Origin of the sequence: Thermosynechococcus sp. (assembly GCF_046299635.1) — a bacterium.
In the GTDB taxonomy this organism is placed as follows: Bacteria; Cyanobacteriota; Cyanobacteriia; order Thermosynechococcales; family Thermosynechococcaceae; genus Thermosynechococcus.
On sequence record NZ_JBKBHV010000001.1, the window covers coordinates 165,822 to 179,074 of the forward strand.

Sequence of the window (13,253 nt, forward strand, 5' to 3'; positions counted from 1 at the left end):
GCTTGCTCCTCAACAGGTCTGCACAAAGGGCCAGCCCGGCAAGCGCCAGAGAATGAGGGGAATGACCACCGTCCAGAAAAAGGCATTGAGCAAGGCCATTTGACCGGCCAAATTCATGGGCAGATGCAACCACCCCTGCAACACCCAGCGATCCAAGGGCAAGACCAAAAGCCACATGAAACAAACGACGGCCATGCCGCCCCAAAAGATCGGCCAGCGGGCGTTGCTGTTGAAGCTTTCAAAAAAGGCTTGACCCACCAATTCTTCGAGAATGGCCACGGGGGCAGAGCGGTATTGCCCACCGGTTGCTTGGGTGGCGGCAGCCAGTTGGGGGGCATGATCCCCGACCACAATGGCATTGATTTTCACTCGCTGTTGGCGAGCATGGGCCACAACCCCCGCATCCACGGATGCTTCCCCATCGGTAATCAACAGCAGTTCGCGGCAGCGATTGGGAATCTGTTGCAGTTGTTGGGTGGCCATGGCGATCGCCCCCGAAAGATTGGTTGCCGTGGAATCCACTTGGGCGAGCAAATCACTGCGATTGAGGGCCTGATCCAGTTGGGTGAGCAGGAGATCGCTATTGGTTTCAAAGCGGGGGGTGAGAAACACTACATTGCGGCCAAAGCCGTGGATCATGACCTCATTGGGATTCTCCAGCTCCCGTCGGTTACGCTGCAAGTAGAGCTTGGCCGCCATCACCTGCTGCGCCATCACCGTTTGCGGTTGATTAAATTGCAACGGATTATTGCCAAACGTACTGCCACTAAGATCAAGGGAGAGCACCACCGCCACACTAGGGCGTCCCCAATTCAACAATGAAAAGAGCAGCGCCAGGAGGACACAGCCAATAAAGAGAATGAGGGGAATCTGAAAAAGCGGGTAATACCACAGTTGTCGCCGACGGCTCATAGCTCACCTAGGGCAGGGTACCGCTAAAGACTGCGAGGGCAGGCCCGGTCATATACAGATGTTGGCTAGGTAACTCCCAACGGATATGGAGATTTCCCCCCGGCAGTTCAACCGTGGCTTGGGCTTGATCGCCCACAGGACTGAGGCGATGGGTCAAAACAGCAGCTACCAACGTGGCACAGGCGCCGGTTCCACAGGCAAGGGTCATACCGGCTCCCCGCTCCCAGACACGCATCCGCAGGCGATCGCTCCCGAGGACTTGCACAAATTCGGTATTGGTGCGCTGCGGAAAAGCGGGGTGATGCTCAAACTGCGGGCCAAGGGTGGCCAGATCAACCGCCGCGACCTCTTCCACAAACGTGACACAGTGGGGATTCCCCATACTCACACACGTTACCTGCCACCGGCGATCGCCCACCGTCAGCGGAACCTCAATCACCTTTTGATCGGCGGCTGCCAAGGTGGTGGGAATCTGCTGCGCCAAAAGTTGCGGTTTGCCCATGTCCACCGTCACCTGACCATCGGCCTGTACCTCGGGTACCATCAGACCGGCAGGGGTGTCAATGCGGTAGCGAACAGTTTCACCGCTAGAGCGCCCCTCGAGGGCAAAAATAAACTTGGCCAAACAGCGAATGCCGTTGCCACACATTTCCGCCACCGAGCCGTCGGCGTTGTACATCCGCATGCGGTAGTCGGTATCCCCGCTGCCTGACAGCAAAAAGATGACGCCATCGGCGCCCACGCCAAAATGGCGATCGCACCAGCGCCGCGCCTCCTCAGGGGTAAGGAGTAACTCTTCCTGATAGCGATTGTCAATAATGAGGAAATCGTTACCTAACCCCTGGTATTTCTGAAAAGATAGGCTCATAGAATTGAAAAGTACGAGAGGGAAACCTATGACCGACGAATTCAATACGGCTCTGCCCAGCGTTCGCCAGTTGCAGACCTTCATTAAAGATAGCACCGAGGTTGAAGTCAAGCTCAGCACCAGTGATCTGGTCGTCGGCAAGGTGCGCTGGCAGGATGCAAATTGCCTCTGCATTATGGATCACTACGATCAGCCGACGATTATTTGGAAGCAGGCCATTGTCTTTATTAAACCCAAGCTAGCTTAAAGGCCATCGCTGCAAGGCCAACGCCAAGGCCTCCTGATAGACCACCTGCCAGGGTTGCTGATGTTGCCGAGCCAAGGCAGCACAGTCTTCGTATTCGGGTTGGACGTTGAAGCGCCGTCCTTGCTGTTCCGCTACCTTAACCCGTACCTCGCCAAAGGGTGTGGCGATAGTCTTAATTTGCCGTTCGAGGATGTAGCGCTCCTGCACCTGTCGCCGCAGCCCCAGCGTTGTGGTTTCCTGAAAAAGGGACTGGACACAGGCAGCCTCGGCACTGGGGGGACACAGCACCGTGAGCAAAACCCCTAGGCGGGACTTTTTCATCGTAATGGGTTGAGAAAACACCTCAACAGCCCCCGCAGCATAGAGTTGTTCGAGGGTATAGCTGAGGGCTTGGGGTGTCATGTCATCCAGTTGGGTTTGCAGTTCGACAATGGTTGTTGCGGTTGTGGGTTCGGCTGAGTTCGGCAGCGTTCCTAACCAAAGACGCAGGAGATTTGGCAGGGGCAACTCTTGACTGCCGGCGCCTAAGCCCACCTGTTTCAAGATCATCGGCGGCGGGGCACCAAAGCCCTCACTTAGGGCACAAACAAGGGCGGCCCCGGTAGGCGTGACCAGTTCTTTTGCAATGCCGTTGCTGTAGAGGGGAACGCCGTACATTTGGCACAGTTGCAAGACCGCAGGGACGGGTACCGGCAGTTGACCATGGGCTGCTTTGACCGTTCCACCCCCGGTGGGCAGCGCCGAGCAGTAGATGTGGCTAACATCGAGATAGTCTAACCCCAAACAGGTGCCGACAATATCCACGAGGGCATCCACCGCCCCCACTTCATGGAAATGCACTTGTTCTGGCTCAATGCTGTGCACGGCTCCCTCAGCAATGGCCAAGGCTTCAAAAACCCGAAGGCTCCAGTGACAGGCGCGATCGGGGAGGTGGGCAGCTTGAATTTGCTGGGCAATCTGCGGCCAATGGCGATGGCAGGAGCGATCGCGCACATGCACCTGTGCTTTTAGGCCCCGCTGTCCTTGGCGCCGGACGGTTTCAACAGTTAACTCAAACTCATCGGCAATCCCGAGCTTTGCCAATTGGCCTTGGAGATAGTCGAGGGGAACCCCCAGATCAAGGAGGGCACCCAAGCACATATCCCCCGCCACACCAGCAGCGCAGTCAAAATAGGCAACCGTCATAGCAAACTCACAGGTGCAGCAGCATTAAGAACTATGGTAACAAGGGGCAATACAGTGAGCGAACCTTCGCGGGGACTTGCCCTCTCGCTGAATTTTATGTAGAGATCAACTGGTCATCAACGATAACCGACGGTTGCCACTGGTAGCGCCTCAGGTTAATGCGATCGCCCGCCTCAAAAATAATCCCCTCTGCCTCTAGGCGCCAGCGCTGCAATTCATCCGTTCCTTGGCGGTGGGGGGCATAGGAAATTTTGCCTTGGGCATTGACCACACGGTGCCACGGAATATCAGAGTTGGGTGCCACTTGATAGAGAGCATAGCCCACATAGCGCGCATGACGCGGCCAACCACACAGTGCGGCAATTTGCCCATACGTCGCAACACACCCTACGGGAATTTGCTTCACTAGCCAATAAATTTTTTGGCGCAACGTCAGTACCTGTGTGTTCATCTTCATAAGACTTTATACTTTAGACCACATTTAACCCCTCTAAATCCGTATTCCTACGGAGGAAAGCATCAAAACGAACCTCCTAGATTAAACATTAAGGGTAGTAACAGGATTACTAAATTCAATTAAGAACAACTGCTCACTAAAAGCTAAATCCGTCATGATTTAAGCAGCAACAGCGAGACGGGGGAGGATAGAGAGGATAGAATTTTGTGCCTTGTCCTGAAGTCTTAAGAGTTTCTGCTAAATCATTCTCTTTGGACGATTAGTCCCATGATTTGAGTTCCTACTTGTCTTTATCAATATTTTTCGTACTATTCGATGGAGTCGCCCTATGACCACGACGAGTCCCCGACCCCCAGTTTCCTCCAACAGTCGTTTTGATGTGAACCACTTGCTGCGCAAAAAATACCCCAAACGCCACCATCACTACGCTTTTTGGGACTTCTTTCACTTCGATAGCGATCGCGGTACCTACACCGATTGGAATCATGCCCGCAACCTCCTAGTCACCGAAGATTTCATCATTGGCCTCATTGAAGGTCTGGAAGAGGAAGTCGGCCCTGCCTCCAGCGTCGTCATGTACAAAATTGGTGAAGAATGGGGACGGCGCGATGCCCAGTTTTTTGCTGAGTGGTTTCCCAGCGAATATGGCTATGAGCAGGGGATCAAGCAGATGCGGCTCCCCTACGTTCTTGAAGCTTGGTGGTGGCCCTGCACAACCCAAGGCTGGGGCAACTGGGAAGTGGATCTCAGCGAGCAAAAACATGGCTTCATGTTCATCAACATCTTTGACTCAGTGGTGGCGCGTACCTTGGGGGATGTGGGTCGACCCGTGTGCCACCTCTATGCAGGACTCTTTGCCGGTTTCTTCAGTGGCCTGATTCACAAAGAACTCAGTTGTATTGAAATCCAGTGCTACGCTATGGGAGAAACCTATTGCAAATTCCTGCTCGGCAAGCAGGAGCGCATTGATGCGGCCGCCTTTTGGCAAAACGAAGGAGCCTCCGCCAAGGACATTGAAAAACGTCTCCGCAGTGGAGAACTGGTCTATGAAAAACCTAAACGGTAATTGGCAACAGCAGGCCGTTGCTGAATTCTTTGAGGAACTAAACTGGCTGGGCTTATGGCGCCCGCAGCCGCTGGCGGAAGCTCTGGTATTCAATTGGCAATCCCTGAAAGTTGGTGAATTTTGGCAGCGGGTCAACTGGCTGGGTCTTGAGGTGAAAGGGGCGATCGCCCCCACGAGTCCCACAGAATGGCCAAGCTACCGTGTCAAAGATTTCTTTGGCCGCATGAACTGGGAAGGGATTGGGGTCATCTTGCCTGCCCTCTCAGCCCCTCCAGAGGGAGAAATTGTGGCTCCCCCGGCTGCTGCCCCTGCCACTCCTTGGGCAGCATGGTCTGTTGAAACTTTTTTCCGCCAACTCAATTGGGAAGGCCATCCTGAGCACGCCGTTTCCCTTCAACCGAACCTCTCCCTCTGGCGCCTATCGGTCAAAGACTTCTGTGCCAGTCTGCCTTGGGTCGGTCAGCCGGCGATCGCCCAAGTGAGTAAAGTAGAACCCGCACCACTGCCCCCCGTAGAACCGCAAGTTACCCTCTCAGACTTATCAAATCTGTTTTAGGAGATCCCTATGCACACCGAATTAATGAACCTCTACTACAAAGCCGAAGAAAACTACCTCAACAATGTGGACATCAAAGTCTTCCGCCACCACATCGAATCGCTCCAGCAGCGGTTGAGTACCTATGAATTTCTGCGGGATCATGAAATTGAAATTTTTCAGCCCGTGGCCGACGCCTTGCAAAAGAAATATCCCACCGAAAATCCCCAAACCCTTGAGCAAGTGTTGCGTCAAGCGATCGCCCTCCTGCGCTATGCCGCTATGGCAATGCTTCTGAATAATCCCGAGTTTTTGCAGCATCGGCTTCTCGAGTGGCTCACGGAGGTGATCCATGCCCACCAAACCCAGACCCTATGGAGCAGTTGCCACGAGCTGCTCACTGGCCGTCTGAAGGAAATGCTCCCCGATACCGAGCAGGATTTGATTTTGCCGCTATTGGATCACGCCCAAGCCACCCTTGTGGGCTTGCCAGCGGTGGTCTCTGTCCACGCTTAGGTTAGCATTGGAAGTCTGCTGAAATTGCTTGTCATGCCTAGGAATGAGGATGTCCTATGATCTCCGTTGCTGATTTGGTTAAAGACCCTGTGATCCCCGGCAATTACTATGCAGCTGATGCCTACGTTCAGGGGGATTTTGAAACCGGTCTCATTGAAAACCGCAAAGGCGCCCGCCTGATTGCCCTACCGGATATTTTGCTGCAGGCCATCTATGCCGGACTAGATCACGAAGTGGGGCAGGCCAGTGGCGTAGTGCTTTTTAACTGTGGTCGTTGGTGGGGCAAGAACTTTTATCGCCGCTTTGTGGCAGATGTCAGCGAGTACTATGGCCGTCCCCTTGCGGAAATGGAAATGGTAGAGTTTCTCCTGTGCCTTAAAGAATGCTGGAAGACTCACGGCTGGGGCACCATTGATCTGGATGTGAGTTTCTACCAGCAGGGTTTTTTGGTGGTGAAAACGTGGGACTCTCCCTTTGCGGCGGCAGCTCCCAAAAATACGGGTCAACCCCAATGTGCTGCTGAAGCGGGGATTTTAGAATCCTTCTTTAGCCAACTGACGGGGCGTGACCTGCACTGCGTGCAAACCGCCTGTGAAACCCTAGGGGCAGCCAATAACCTGTTTGTCTTGGGGCTGCGAGAGCGGGTCGAACCGGCCAAGGCTTGGCTGCAAGAGGGACAGGATCATGACACGATTATGGAGCGGCTATGTCGCACTCAAGCCGCTTAAGTATGAGTATGATTCAAAAGTAACTCCCTATGCGTCATTGAAAGGAGAAAAGAGCAGTGGCCAAAGTTGTCAAACTGGAACCCATCTCGCGGGAAACCACGATTAATACCAACGACAATTTGCTGTCTGCTCTATTGGATTCTGAACTCCATGTGCTCAAGGAGTGTGGCGGGCGCGGACTGTGTGCCACCTGCCATGTCTATATCAAAGAGGGGATGGAGAGCCTCTCCCCCATCAATAAGCGGGAGCAACGCACCCTTGAGGTGATTACAACAGCGAATGCCACCTCTCGCTTGGCCTGTCAGGCACGGGTACTGGGGCCAGGGGTGGTGGTGGAGCTACCCTCAGGGATGTATGTGAATGCGGTTGAAGATATTGAGTCCTTGATTGGGCGGCGGGCGGAGCAGGATATTTTGCACCCCCTCGATGGCCGCGTTTTAGTGGAGGCGGGCAAGCTGATTACCCGCACGATGATTATGCAGTTGAAAGATACCCAAGTGCAGGTGGGGCAATATCTCGCCAATACGTCGGATGCCTAACCAACCACTTCATTTTTTATCCTCAGGGAGGCACCCTATGGAAGACCGTCGTTTGAATTCCGAAGATATGCCATCCCGCCGGAGCCAAGAACTTCTGGAATGGGGGGCTATGGGGTTCACCGTTGTGTTGGCCGGAGCAGCGGCTGCGACCCAACAGGCGATTTTGAGTGCGATCGCCCCTTTGCCCCTTTCGCTGGCGGTGGGCTTAAACTTAGTGAGCCGTAAAAAGCTGGATGACAAGTTCCAAGCCTTGATCGCTCAAAAGGATGCCCAAATTGCTGAACTCGTTGCTTCCCAAGGGCAACAGCAATCAGAGTTGGGCAACCTCATCCTTGCCCTTGGCCAAGTGGGCGATCGCCTTGAGGATGTGCAGCAACAGGTGATGCAGCTCAACCAAGGGGCACGGGATCTCCACGACTACACCCGCATTCTCGACACAGAGCAAAAGCAAATTGAAGAAGTGCTGGATTGTCTGCGGCAGATTGAGAAAAATACCCAAGTCATCCAAGTGGATCCCAGCCATGCCAAGGCCTACTACAATCGTGGGCTGACCCATCAACGCCTTGGGGATGCTGAAGCAGCCATTCTCGACTACTCCGAAGCCATTCGCATTAATGAGAACTATGCCAAGGCTTACCACAATCGGGGTGTTGCCCGCTCGACCCTGGGCGATCGCAAGGGAGCAGTGGAAGATCTGCGCACGGCAGCGAAGCTGTTCTTTGAGAAAGGGGACATTAGCAGTTATGAGCGGGCACGGGATTTGGCCAAGCGTATCCATGAAGTGGGGAGTATTGAACAGGACGAAAAAGAAGTACCCCTCGAAATCCTCTTCTCCTAGAGGACGATTGACTTTGCTGCCGACTCTGCATTGACAGGGGCGCGATCGCGAATCATTCTGAGAAATGTTTTTCGTTAATGGTTGAGGCTCGTTGTTGGCCACGGCTCGTGCTGCCCAAACCTCTCGTTACCGACTGGTGGATCTAGCCGGTCAAGGCCAGTATGGACAAGTTTACTTGGCTGTCAATCGTGAGTCGGGTGAACTGGTGGCGATTAAGGTACTCAATGAGCGGCAATTGCTGACCCGTGGCTTTTTGCGGGAGTTAAATTTTCTCCTGACGCTACAGCATCCCCATGTGGTGGGCTGGCAAGCCATTGACTACATTCCCTTGCGCCATAGCGCCCAACCCAGCCGCAGTGTGGTGATGGACTACTGTGCAGGAGGGACGTTGCGATCGCTCTTGGATCAAGAACAGGCCTTGCCCCTGATGACAGCTCTGCAGCTAACATTGGACATTCTCGCAGCCTTGGCCTATGCCCACCACCGCGGCATTCTCCACTGCGATCTCAAACCGGAAAATATCCTCCTAGAGATGACTCCTACGGGCTGGCGGGCCAAGGTGTCGGATTTTGGTGTGGCGCGCCTCATTGAGGAGGTCAAGGGCAGCGGTCAAACGGGATCCCCTGCCTATATGGCTCCGGAGCGTTTTTATGGTCAAACGATGCCCGCTTCGGATCTCTATGCCGTGGGGATTCTCCTGTACGAAATGATCGTGGGCGATCGCCCCTTCCACGGCACGCCTGCCGAACTCATGACTGCCCACCTCAGCCGCCCCTATACACTCCCTGAAGGACTGCCCTTTCTGGTGCGGCGCATCCTCACCAAAGCCTTGGATAAACTCCCGCAGCGACGGTATAAAAGTGCAGCGGAAATGACCATGGCCGTTCAATTAGCCCTAGAGGTGGTCACGGCCGAGCGTCATGAGCAGCCACTCTTGTTTTCCAAGTCTGCGGCGGCGGTTAGGCTTGAGGAACCCCAAGGCTACTCTTTGCGGATGCCGCCCCAACAGGTTGCCAGCACGGCCACTGGGTTCTATGGGGTGGTGGGCGATCGCCTCTGGGCTTGGCAAGTTAGGGAGACAGGGCCAGAAGAGATGGGGCAGTGGCCGCTACCCCCGTTGCCGCTTCGACTCTACGGCGGTGAGGTGAGGGCTTGGCTGCAAATCAACGGGCTGCCACCGCAGCTTTTCGGCATTCATGACCGACTTATCCCCCTAGGCTGTCGTCTTCACTCTGCCCTGAACCGATTAACCGTTGATGCCGGTGGTTACTGGTGTGTCGAAACCGAGATTGATCCTGCTGGCGGGCAATTGCAGCTCCACCTTCAATTGATGAATGGCCAAGGGCAGCGCACCCTCCGCTGTCAATGGCAGGGACGGACTTTTGTGGATACTCTCCTGCTGAACCGTCGCTATGGGGTGGTGATTAGTCGATCGCAACATCCTGAGGCGGAGCATGCCACCACCTCTTTTCAACTCTTTGACCGCCGAGGCCACTGGCAAGTATCCACCCAACTCCCTGTCCACCTGACATTGTTTACCCCCGCCTGGCAGCGGCGATGGCAAGTGGCGGCGTTTGAGGATCATCCGCAGCAACCGCTGTTGGTGCTTTTACATTTGCGACCTTGGCGGGTTCAACGCTTGGGGCTACAGTTTCGTCCCCAATTTCTCTGTGCCACGCCTTGGGGCTATGTGGTGGCGGGTCGCCATCGTTTGAATTTAGTTGCCCACAGCGGTGAAATTGTCGGTGCAGCTGAAAGTGAACAGGAGATCTACGGCCTCGGCTTTACGGGCGATCGCCACCTTTGGTTGATTCGTCGCCACCACAATGAGTATCTGTTGCAAACATGGGACATTACCACATGGCCAATTGACCTCATCCTTTAGGCCAGCAGCCTATGATGAAGAAATAGCCGTGGGAGGTAGCCCATGAAACAGCCCCAGATTCTCAAAATTACCCGCAAAGCCGCCAGTCTTAAACGAAAGCAAAAGCAGCAATCCCCGTCGCCGATCCTTGAGGAAACGGGGACAACGGTGGCCGCTGAACCCATCGTTGAGGTGGCGGGGGGCGATCGCGACCATGCCCAAGGGCGTCAACATTGGTGGAGTGAACGCTGGATTGGCGTCCTGGAGTCCTTTGGCTGGCGCCGACGGCTAGAGCGGGCACGCAATTATGTGCGCGAAGGACGGGTTCTCACGTTGGAATTCAAGGGCAACCAAGTCCATGCCCAAGTGCAAGGCACAGCTCCCGAACCCTACCACGTCAAACTGCATCTCGACGCCTTTAGTGAGGAACAATGGCAGTATGTCATTGACGGCATGGCCCAAAAAGCTTTCTATGCCGCGAAGCTCCTTGCCGGTGAGCTACCCCCCAGTATTGAAGAGGTCTTCACCCAAGCCGGACTGAGTTTATTTCCCTTTACCAAATTTGACATCCACAGCCGCTGCAATTGCCCTGACCCGGTAAATCCCTGCAAACATATCGGCGCCGTCTATTACTTGCTGGGACAGTACTTCAACGAAGACCCCTTTTTACTCTTTCAATTGCGGGGTAAAACCAAAGAGGAGATTCTCCAGCGGCTGCGCCCCTATCGGGCAACGACCACGACCGCCATTGCGCCTACCCCGCCCCCGGCCTATGAGCCGCCGCAAACCGATGCCACCTTTTGCCAATATCGTCAGCCTTTACCCCCAGAGCTGGTGGTGCTCGTCCCTAGCGGTCAACCCCATGGGGTGCTTTCAGTATTGCCCCCCTTTCCCCACGAGGTGCCGGCTGAAGTGGCGCAGTTAATGGCCACCCTCGAGCAGATGTACAGTCGTGCCAGTCTGGCGGCCTGTCAATTGGCCATGAGTGAACCGCCGGCGGCCTGATAGCGATCGGCCAACCCGTCAATAATGCCCACCATCTCTGAATTGCTCCAGCCCGCCAGCAGATGGGCAGCAACGGCGCAGCCCCCCGCCCCCACGCCTTCCTTGACAAATCCCTGTTCATAGGCTCGCAGGGCAGGATGACGAGAGGAACTAAAGTCAAGCCGCGTGTAAATAACGGGGCAGCGAACCCGCCGGCTCAACCGCTGAATTTGAGCCGTTTGGTCTTCAAGGAGCCAACGGGTGGTGCCCACCACAATCTGTTCGGGATACCAAGGAAGCTGACGCCAGCGGGCGATCGCCCGTGCCAGGGCATAGACCGCCATCATTTGGGATCCCCCCGCCAGCAAAACGCCACAGGTTTGACTGGCCCGCAGAGCCATAGCCGCAACCACCACCTGCATTGGATCGCCAATCGCTGCAACACAGGCAAAAGGATCCGCAGCAGCAGGGAGATGGGCAAGCCCCCGTTGCACCAGTTGCCACTTTTGCTCATGGTTACTCTGGCGGTGGCTACTGCCCACACAATCGCGAGCAACAATCCCCAGACTTTCACAGAGGGCCAAGGCAGTGGTGGTGCCACCCACCACACATTCGGCCAGAATCAGCCACGGGTATTGGCGGCTGAGCTTAGTCCCCCAAGACCATCCCTGTTCCCAGAGGTGCGCCACCATTTGCCGTGTCATGGCCTGACCCGTGGTGAGGCAGCGCGCCGGTGCACCCCCTAGGTCAATCATCTCCGGCAGACGCGGTAAGGGTAGCCCGGCATCAAAGACGTAGAGGGGCAACGCCAAAGCCTCACTGAGGGCACGACTAATGAGCGCAGGGGAGGCGCCCGCCGTCAGGGGTGGCAGCGGATAGTGGTAGTGGGGTTGAATGCCCCGCAGCAGGAACTCGCCATCGGCCAAGGCGGTGCGCCGGCGATCGCTGGGGCTTTGACCCGCCGCCGAGATGCCCGGAATCAACGCGGTTTCCGTAAAGCCGAGCACACAGACAAAGGCAGGCAGGTCTTGGGAGCAGCGGTAGCGATCGCCCCATGATCTTGCCACGGCCTCACCCGTTGCAATGCCGATCATCGCAGATCACTGACAATCCCCGACCACTGCACCTGCTTGCGGTGTTCACGGCGATAGGAAAAAAAGAACGCTGCATCGCGAAATGTGCAGTACGGCGGTAGGGCAATCTGCTCATCCCTTAGCCCCCATCGCAACAATTGCAAACGATTGACCCGTGCCACGTCCACCCGCACCCGCTCAGGATCAGGGTCAAGAAAGATCACCGCCGGATCTAGGGCAGCAAAACGTTGGTAGAGATCATCGCGGCCGGTGGTCTCTGTTACGCCCTCAAGAATGGTCTGCCCTAAGGCACGAGCCACATTCAGCCCCACCTGATAGGCTTCACCGCCAATGGCCGGCCCCATGGCAATTCGTAAATCCGCCAGATCACTGCCTAGGGCTTGCATCCGCCGGAGCGTAGCCTGGGAGATTTGGAGGGCTGTCCCCCGCCACCCCGCATGAATAGCTGCCACCCGCCCGGTGGCCACATCGGCAATCAACAAGGGGACACAGTCGGCACTACAAACCCACAGCGCTTGACCCGACCCTGTAGCCACAAGGGCATCGGCTTCTAAGCGTTCATCCTTGGTGAGCACTTCCGCACCTAAGACCACGCGATCGCCATGCACCTGTTGTGTCCGCAGCGGTATTGCCGTTGTTCCTAAGGCGGCGGTGAGGGTGTTGAGGTCTTGCCCTTGCCAATCGCGAGTAAAAAACCCATGGGGAAACCCCTGCAAGAGATCGCAGGTGAGAAAGCGCCCAAGGTCAGTGGTTTGCCAGTGCCACATTGTCAGATTGGATCAGCACCGTATCAATGCTTTCAAGCTACTATACAAAGCTGGTAAATCAGACTGCATTGTTTCCCAAACAATGGATAAATCGACTTGAAAATACTCATTTATTGTAATGTTTCGCCTGCCTCACATTTGTCGCCACGGAATTTGCGGCTATAGCTCATACCAATTCAATGTGAAGATAGCGCTAACAGAGTCTGAGTAATGAACAACTCCCAACGTCATCTGTGACAATACATCTTGTAGCTTCTGCCGCAGCGCGTCAAGTGTCTCAAAGGACTACCATGCCAATGCCGCTCGCAGATGCTGCCACAACCGCTCAATGGAATTCACCTCAGGGGTGTCAGGGGGTTGAAACACAGGTGTGGCCACTTCATCCTCTGGGCACAAGGTCACTCTCCGTACTGTGAGTGTAAGCAGTCCCCAGCGACTCTCGTCTTAAGAAAAGTAGCGCAGCCGCTGCTGAGAACCCACGACTGCTTGCAAGACTGGGAGGAGGAGAGGGAGTTTTTTTCAAGTCTTCTGGTGCCCCTTGCGCCTGCTGTTGATGGCGAGGACGAGGTACTGTCAACTTGGCTTTCAATTCATAGGCCACAATCCGATGCACCGTGGCATAAGCCACCTCAAGCGGATGTTCCTGTCGCAAC

The 13,253-nt window shown here is 55.3% G+C and carries 16 protein-coding genes and 1 pseudogene; 9 read left to right on the top strand and 8 right to left on the bottom strand.

Annotation, left to right across the window (positions count from 1 at the left end; all coding sequences use genetic code 11):
• Positions 1-9: 9 nt before the first annotated feature.
• Together ACK4IR_RS00900 and dapF are read right to left on the bottom strand one after the other, a co-directional pair.
• On the bottom strand, positions 10-912 hold the full coding sequence (locus tag ACK4IR_RS00900) for a vWA domain-containing protein (protein WP_409871355.1): 903 nt from the start codon (positions 910-912) through the stop codon (positions 10-12).
• Between the two features lie 7 nt (positions 913-919).
• Positions 920-1,780 (bottom strand): diaminopimelate epimerase, encoded by an 861-nt coding sequence (dapF, locus tag ACK4IR_RS00905; protein ID WP_409871357.1) that lies wholly within the window; start codon positions 1,778-1,780, stop codon positions 920-922.
• A gap of 28 nt (positions 1,781-1,808) precedes the next feature.
• Here dapF and ACK4IR_RS00910 point away from each other — a divergent pair, with 28 nt between their 5' ends.
• Entirely contained in the window at positions 1,809-2,027 is a 219-nt protein-coding gene (locus ACK4IR_RS00910) for an Hfq-related RNA-binding protein (RefSeq protein WP_409871359.1), read from the top strand.
• On the opposite strand, the gene larC is transcribed toward ACK4IR_RS00910, so the two are convergent.
• On the bottom strand, positions 2,019-3,212 hold the full coding sequence (larC, locus tag ACK4IR_RS00915; protein WP_409871362.1) for a nickel pincer cofactor biosynthesis protein LarC: 1,194 nt from the start codon (positions 3,210-3,212) through the stop codon (positions 2,019-2,021). The genes ACK4IR_RS00910 and larC overlap by 9 nt on opposite strands.
• 94 nt (positions 3,213-3,306) lie before the next feature.
• Positions 3,307-3,669 carry an MGMT family protein gene (locus ACK4IR_RS00920; protein ID WP_409871365.1) on the bottom strand — a complete coding sequence of 121 codons (363 nt, stop codon included), beginning with the start codon at positions 3,667-3,669 and terminating at the stop codon, positions 3,307-3,309.
• 328 nt (positions 3,670-3,997) lie between these two features.
• Here ACK4IR_RS00920 and ACK4IR_RS00925 point away from each other — a divergent pair, with 328 nt between their 5' ends.
• From ACK4IR_RS00925 to ACK4IR_RS00960, 8 genes are all read left to right on the top strand, one after another.
• Positions 3,998-4,735, top strand: a complete 738-nt coding sequence (locus ACK4IR_RS00925; RefSeq protein ID WP_409871367.1) for a V4R domain-containing protein — start codon at positions 3,998-4,000, stop codon at positions 4,733-4,735.
• The gene (locus tag ACK4IR_RS00930; RefSeq protein WP_409871369.1) at positions 4,716-5,291 is read left to right on the top strand and encodes a hypothetical protein; all 576 of its coding nucleotides are present in this window, start codon (positions 4,716-4,718) and stop codon (positions 5,289-5,291) included. Before ACK4IR_RS00925 ends, ACK4IR_RS00930 begins: the two co-directional genes overlap by 20 nt.
• Before the next feature lie 9 nt (positions 5,292-5,300).
• Complete coding sequence (locus tag ACK4IR_RS00935; RefSeq protein ID WP_409871372.1) at positions 5,301-5,786, top strand: phycobilisome protein; 486 nt, start codon at positions 5,301-5,303, stop codon at positions 5,784-5,786.
• A gap of 56 nt (positions 5,787-5,842) precedes the next feature.
• The gene (locus ACK4IR_RS00940) at positions 5,843-6,514 is read left to right on the top strand and encodes a V4R domain-containing protein (RefSeq protein WP_409871374.1); all 672 of its coding nucleotides are present in this window, start codon (positions 5,843-5,845) and stop codon (positions 6,512-6,514) included.
• A 56-nt stretch (positions 6,515-6,570) separates the two neighbouring features.
• Positions 6,571-7,053: a 2Fe-2S iron-sulfur cluster-binding protein gene (locus tag ACK4IR_RS00945; RefSeq protein WP_409871377.1), complete on the top strand. Its 483-nt coding sequence runs from the start codon at positions 6,571-6,573 to the stop codon at positions 7,051-7,053.
• Between the two features lie 37 nt (positions 7,054-7,090).
• Positions 7,091-7,891, top strand: a complete 801-nt coding sequence (locus ACK4IR_RS00950; protein WP_409871380.1) for a tetratricopeptide repeat protein — start codon at positions 7,091-7,093, stop codon at positions 7,889-7,891.
• 94 nt (positions 7,892-7,985) lie between these two features.
• Positions 7,986-9,776 (top strand): serine/threonine-protein kinase, encoded by a 1,791-nt coding sequence (locus tag ACK4IR_RS00955; protein WP_409871382.1) that lies wholly within the window; start codon positions 7,986-7,988, stop codon positions 9,774-9,776.
• Positions 9,777-9,818: 42 nt separating this feature from the next.
• Positions 9,819-10,760 carry a metal-binding protein gene (locus ACK4IR_RS00960; RefSeq protein WP_409871385.1) on the top strand — a complete coding sequence of 314 codons (942 nt, stop codon included), beginning with the start codon at positions 9,819-9,821 and terminating at the stop codon, positions 10,758-10,760.
• Here the strand turns inward: ACK4IR_RS00960 and cobT are convergent.
• From cobT to ACK4IR_RS00980, 4 genes and pseudogenes are all read right to left on the bottom strand, one after another.
• The gene (gene cobT, locus ACK4IR_RS00965) at positions 10,727-11,833 is read right to left on the bottom strand and encodes a nicotinate mononucleotide-dependent phosphoribosyltransferase CobT (RefSeq protein ID WP_409871388.1); all 1,107 of its coding nucleotides are present in this window, start codon (positions 11,831-11,833) and stop codon (positions 10,727-10,729) included. The two genes, ACK4IR_RS00960 and cobT, sit on opposite strands and share 34 nt — an antisense overlap.
• The gene (pgeF, locus tag ACK4IR_RS00970; RefSeq protein WP_409871390.1) at positions 11,830-12,600 is read right to left on the bottom strand and encodes a peptidoglycan editing factor PgeF; all 771 of its coding nucleotides are present in this window, start codon (positions 12,598-12,600) and stop codon (positions 11,830-11,832) included. Before pgeF ends, cobT begins: the two co-directional genes overlap by 4 nt.
• A gap of 12 nt (positions 12,601-12,612) precedes the next feature.
• The gene (locus ACK4IR_RS00975) at positions 12,613-12,720 is read right to left on the bottom strand and encodes a HepT-like ribonuclease domain-containing protein (RefSeq protein ID WP_409871403.1); all 108 of its coding nucleotides are present in this window, start codon (positions 12,718-12,720) and stop codon (positions 12,613-12,615) included.
• Between the two features lie 259 nt (positions 12,721-12,979).
• Positions 12,980-13,253: pseudogene (locus ACK4IR_RS00980) on the bottom strand (hypothetical protein); the annotation flags it as partial.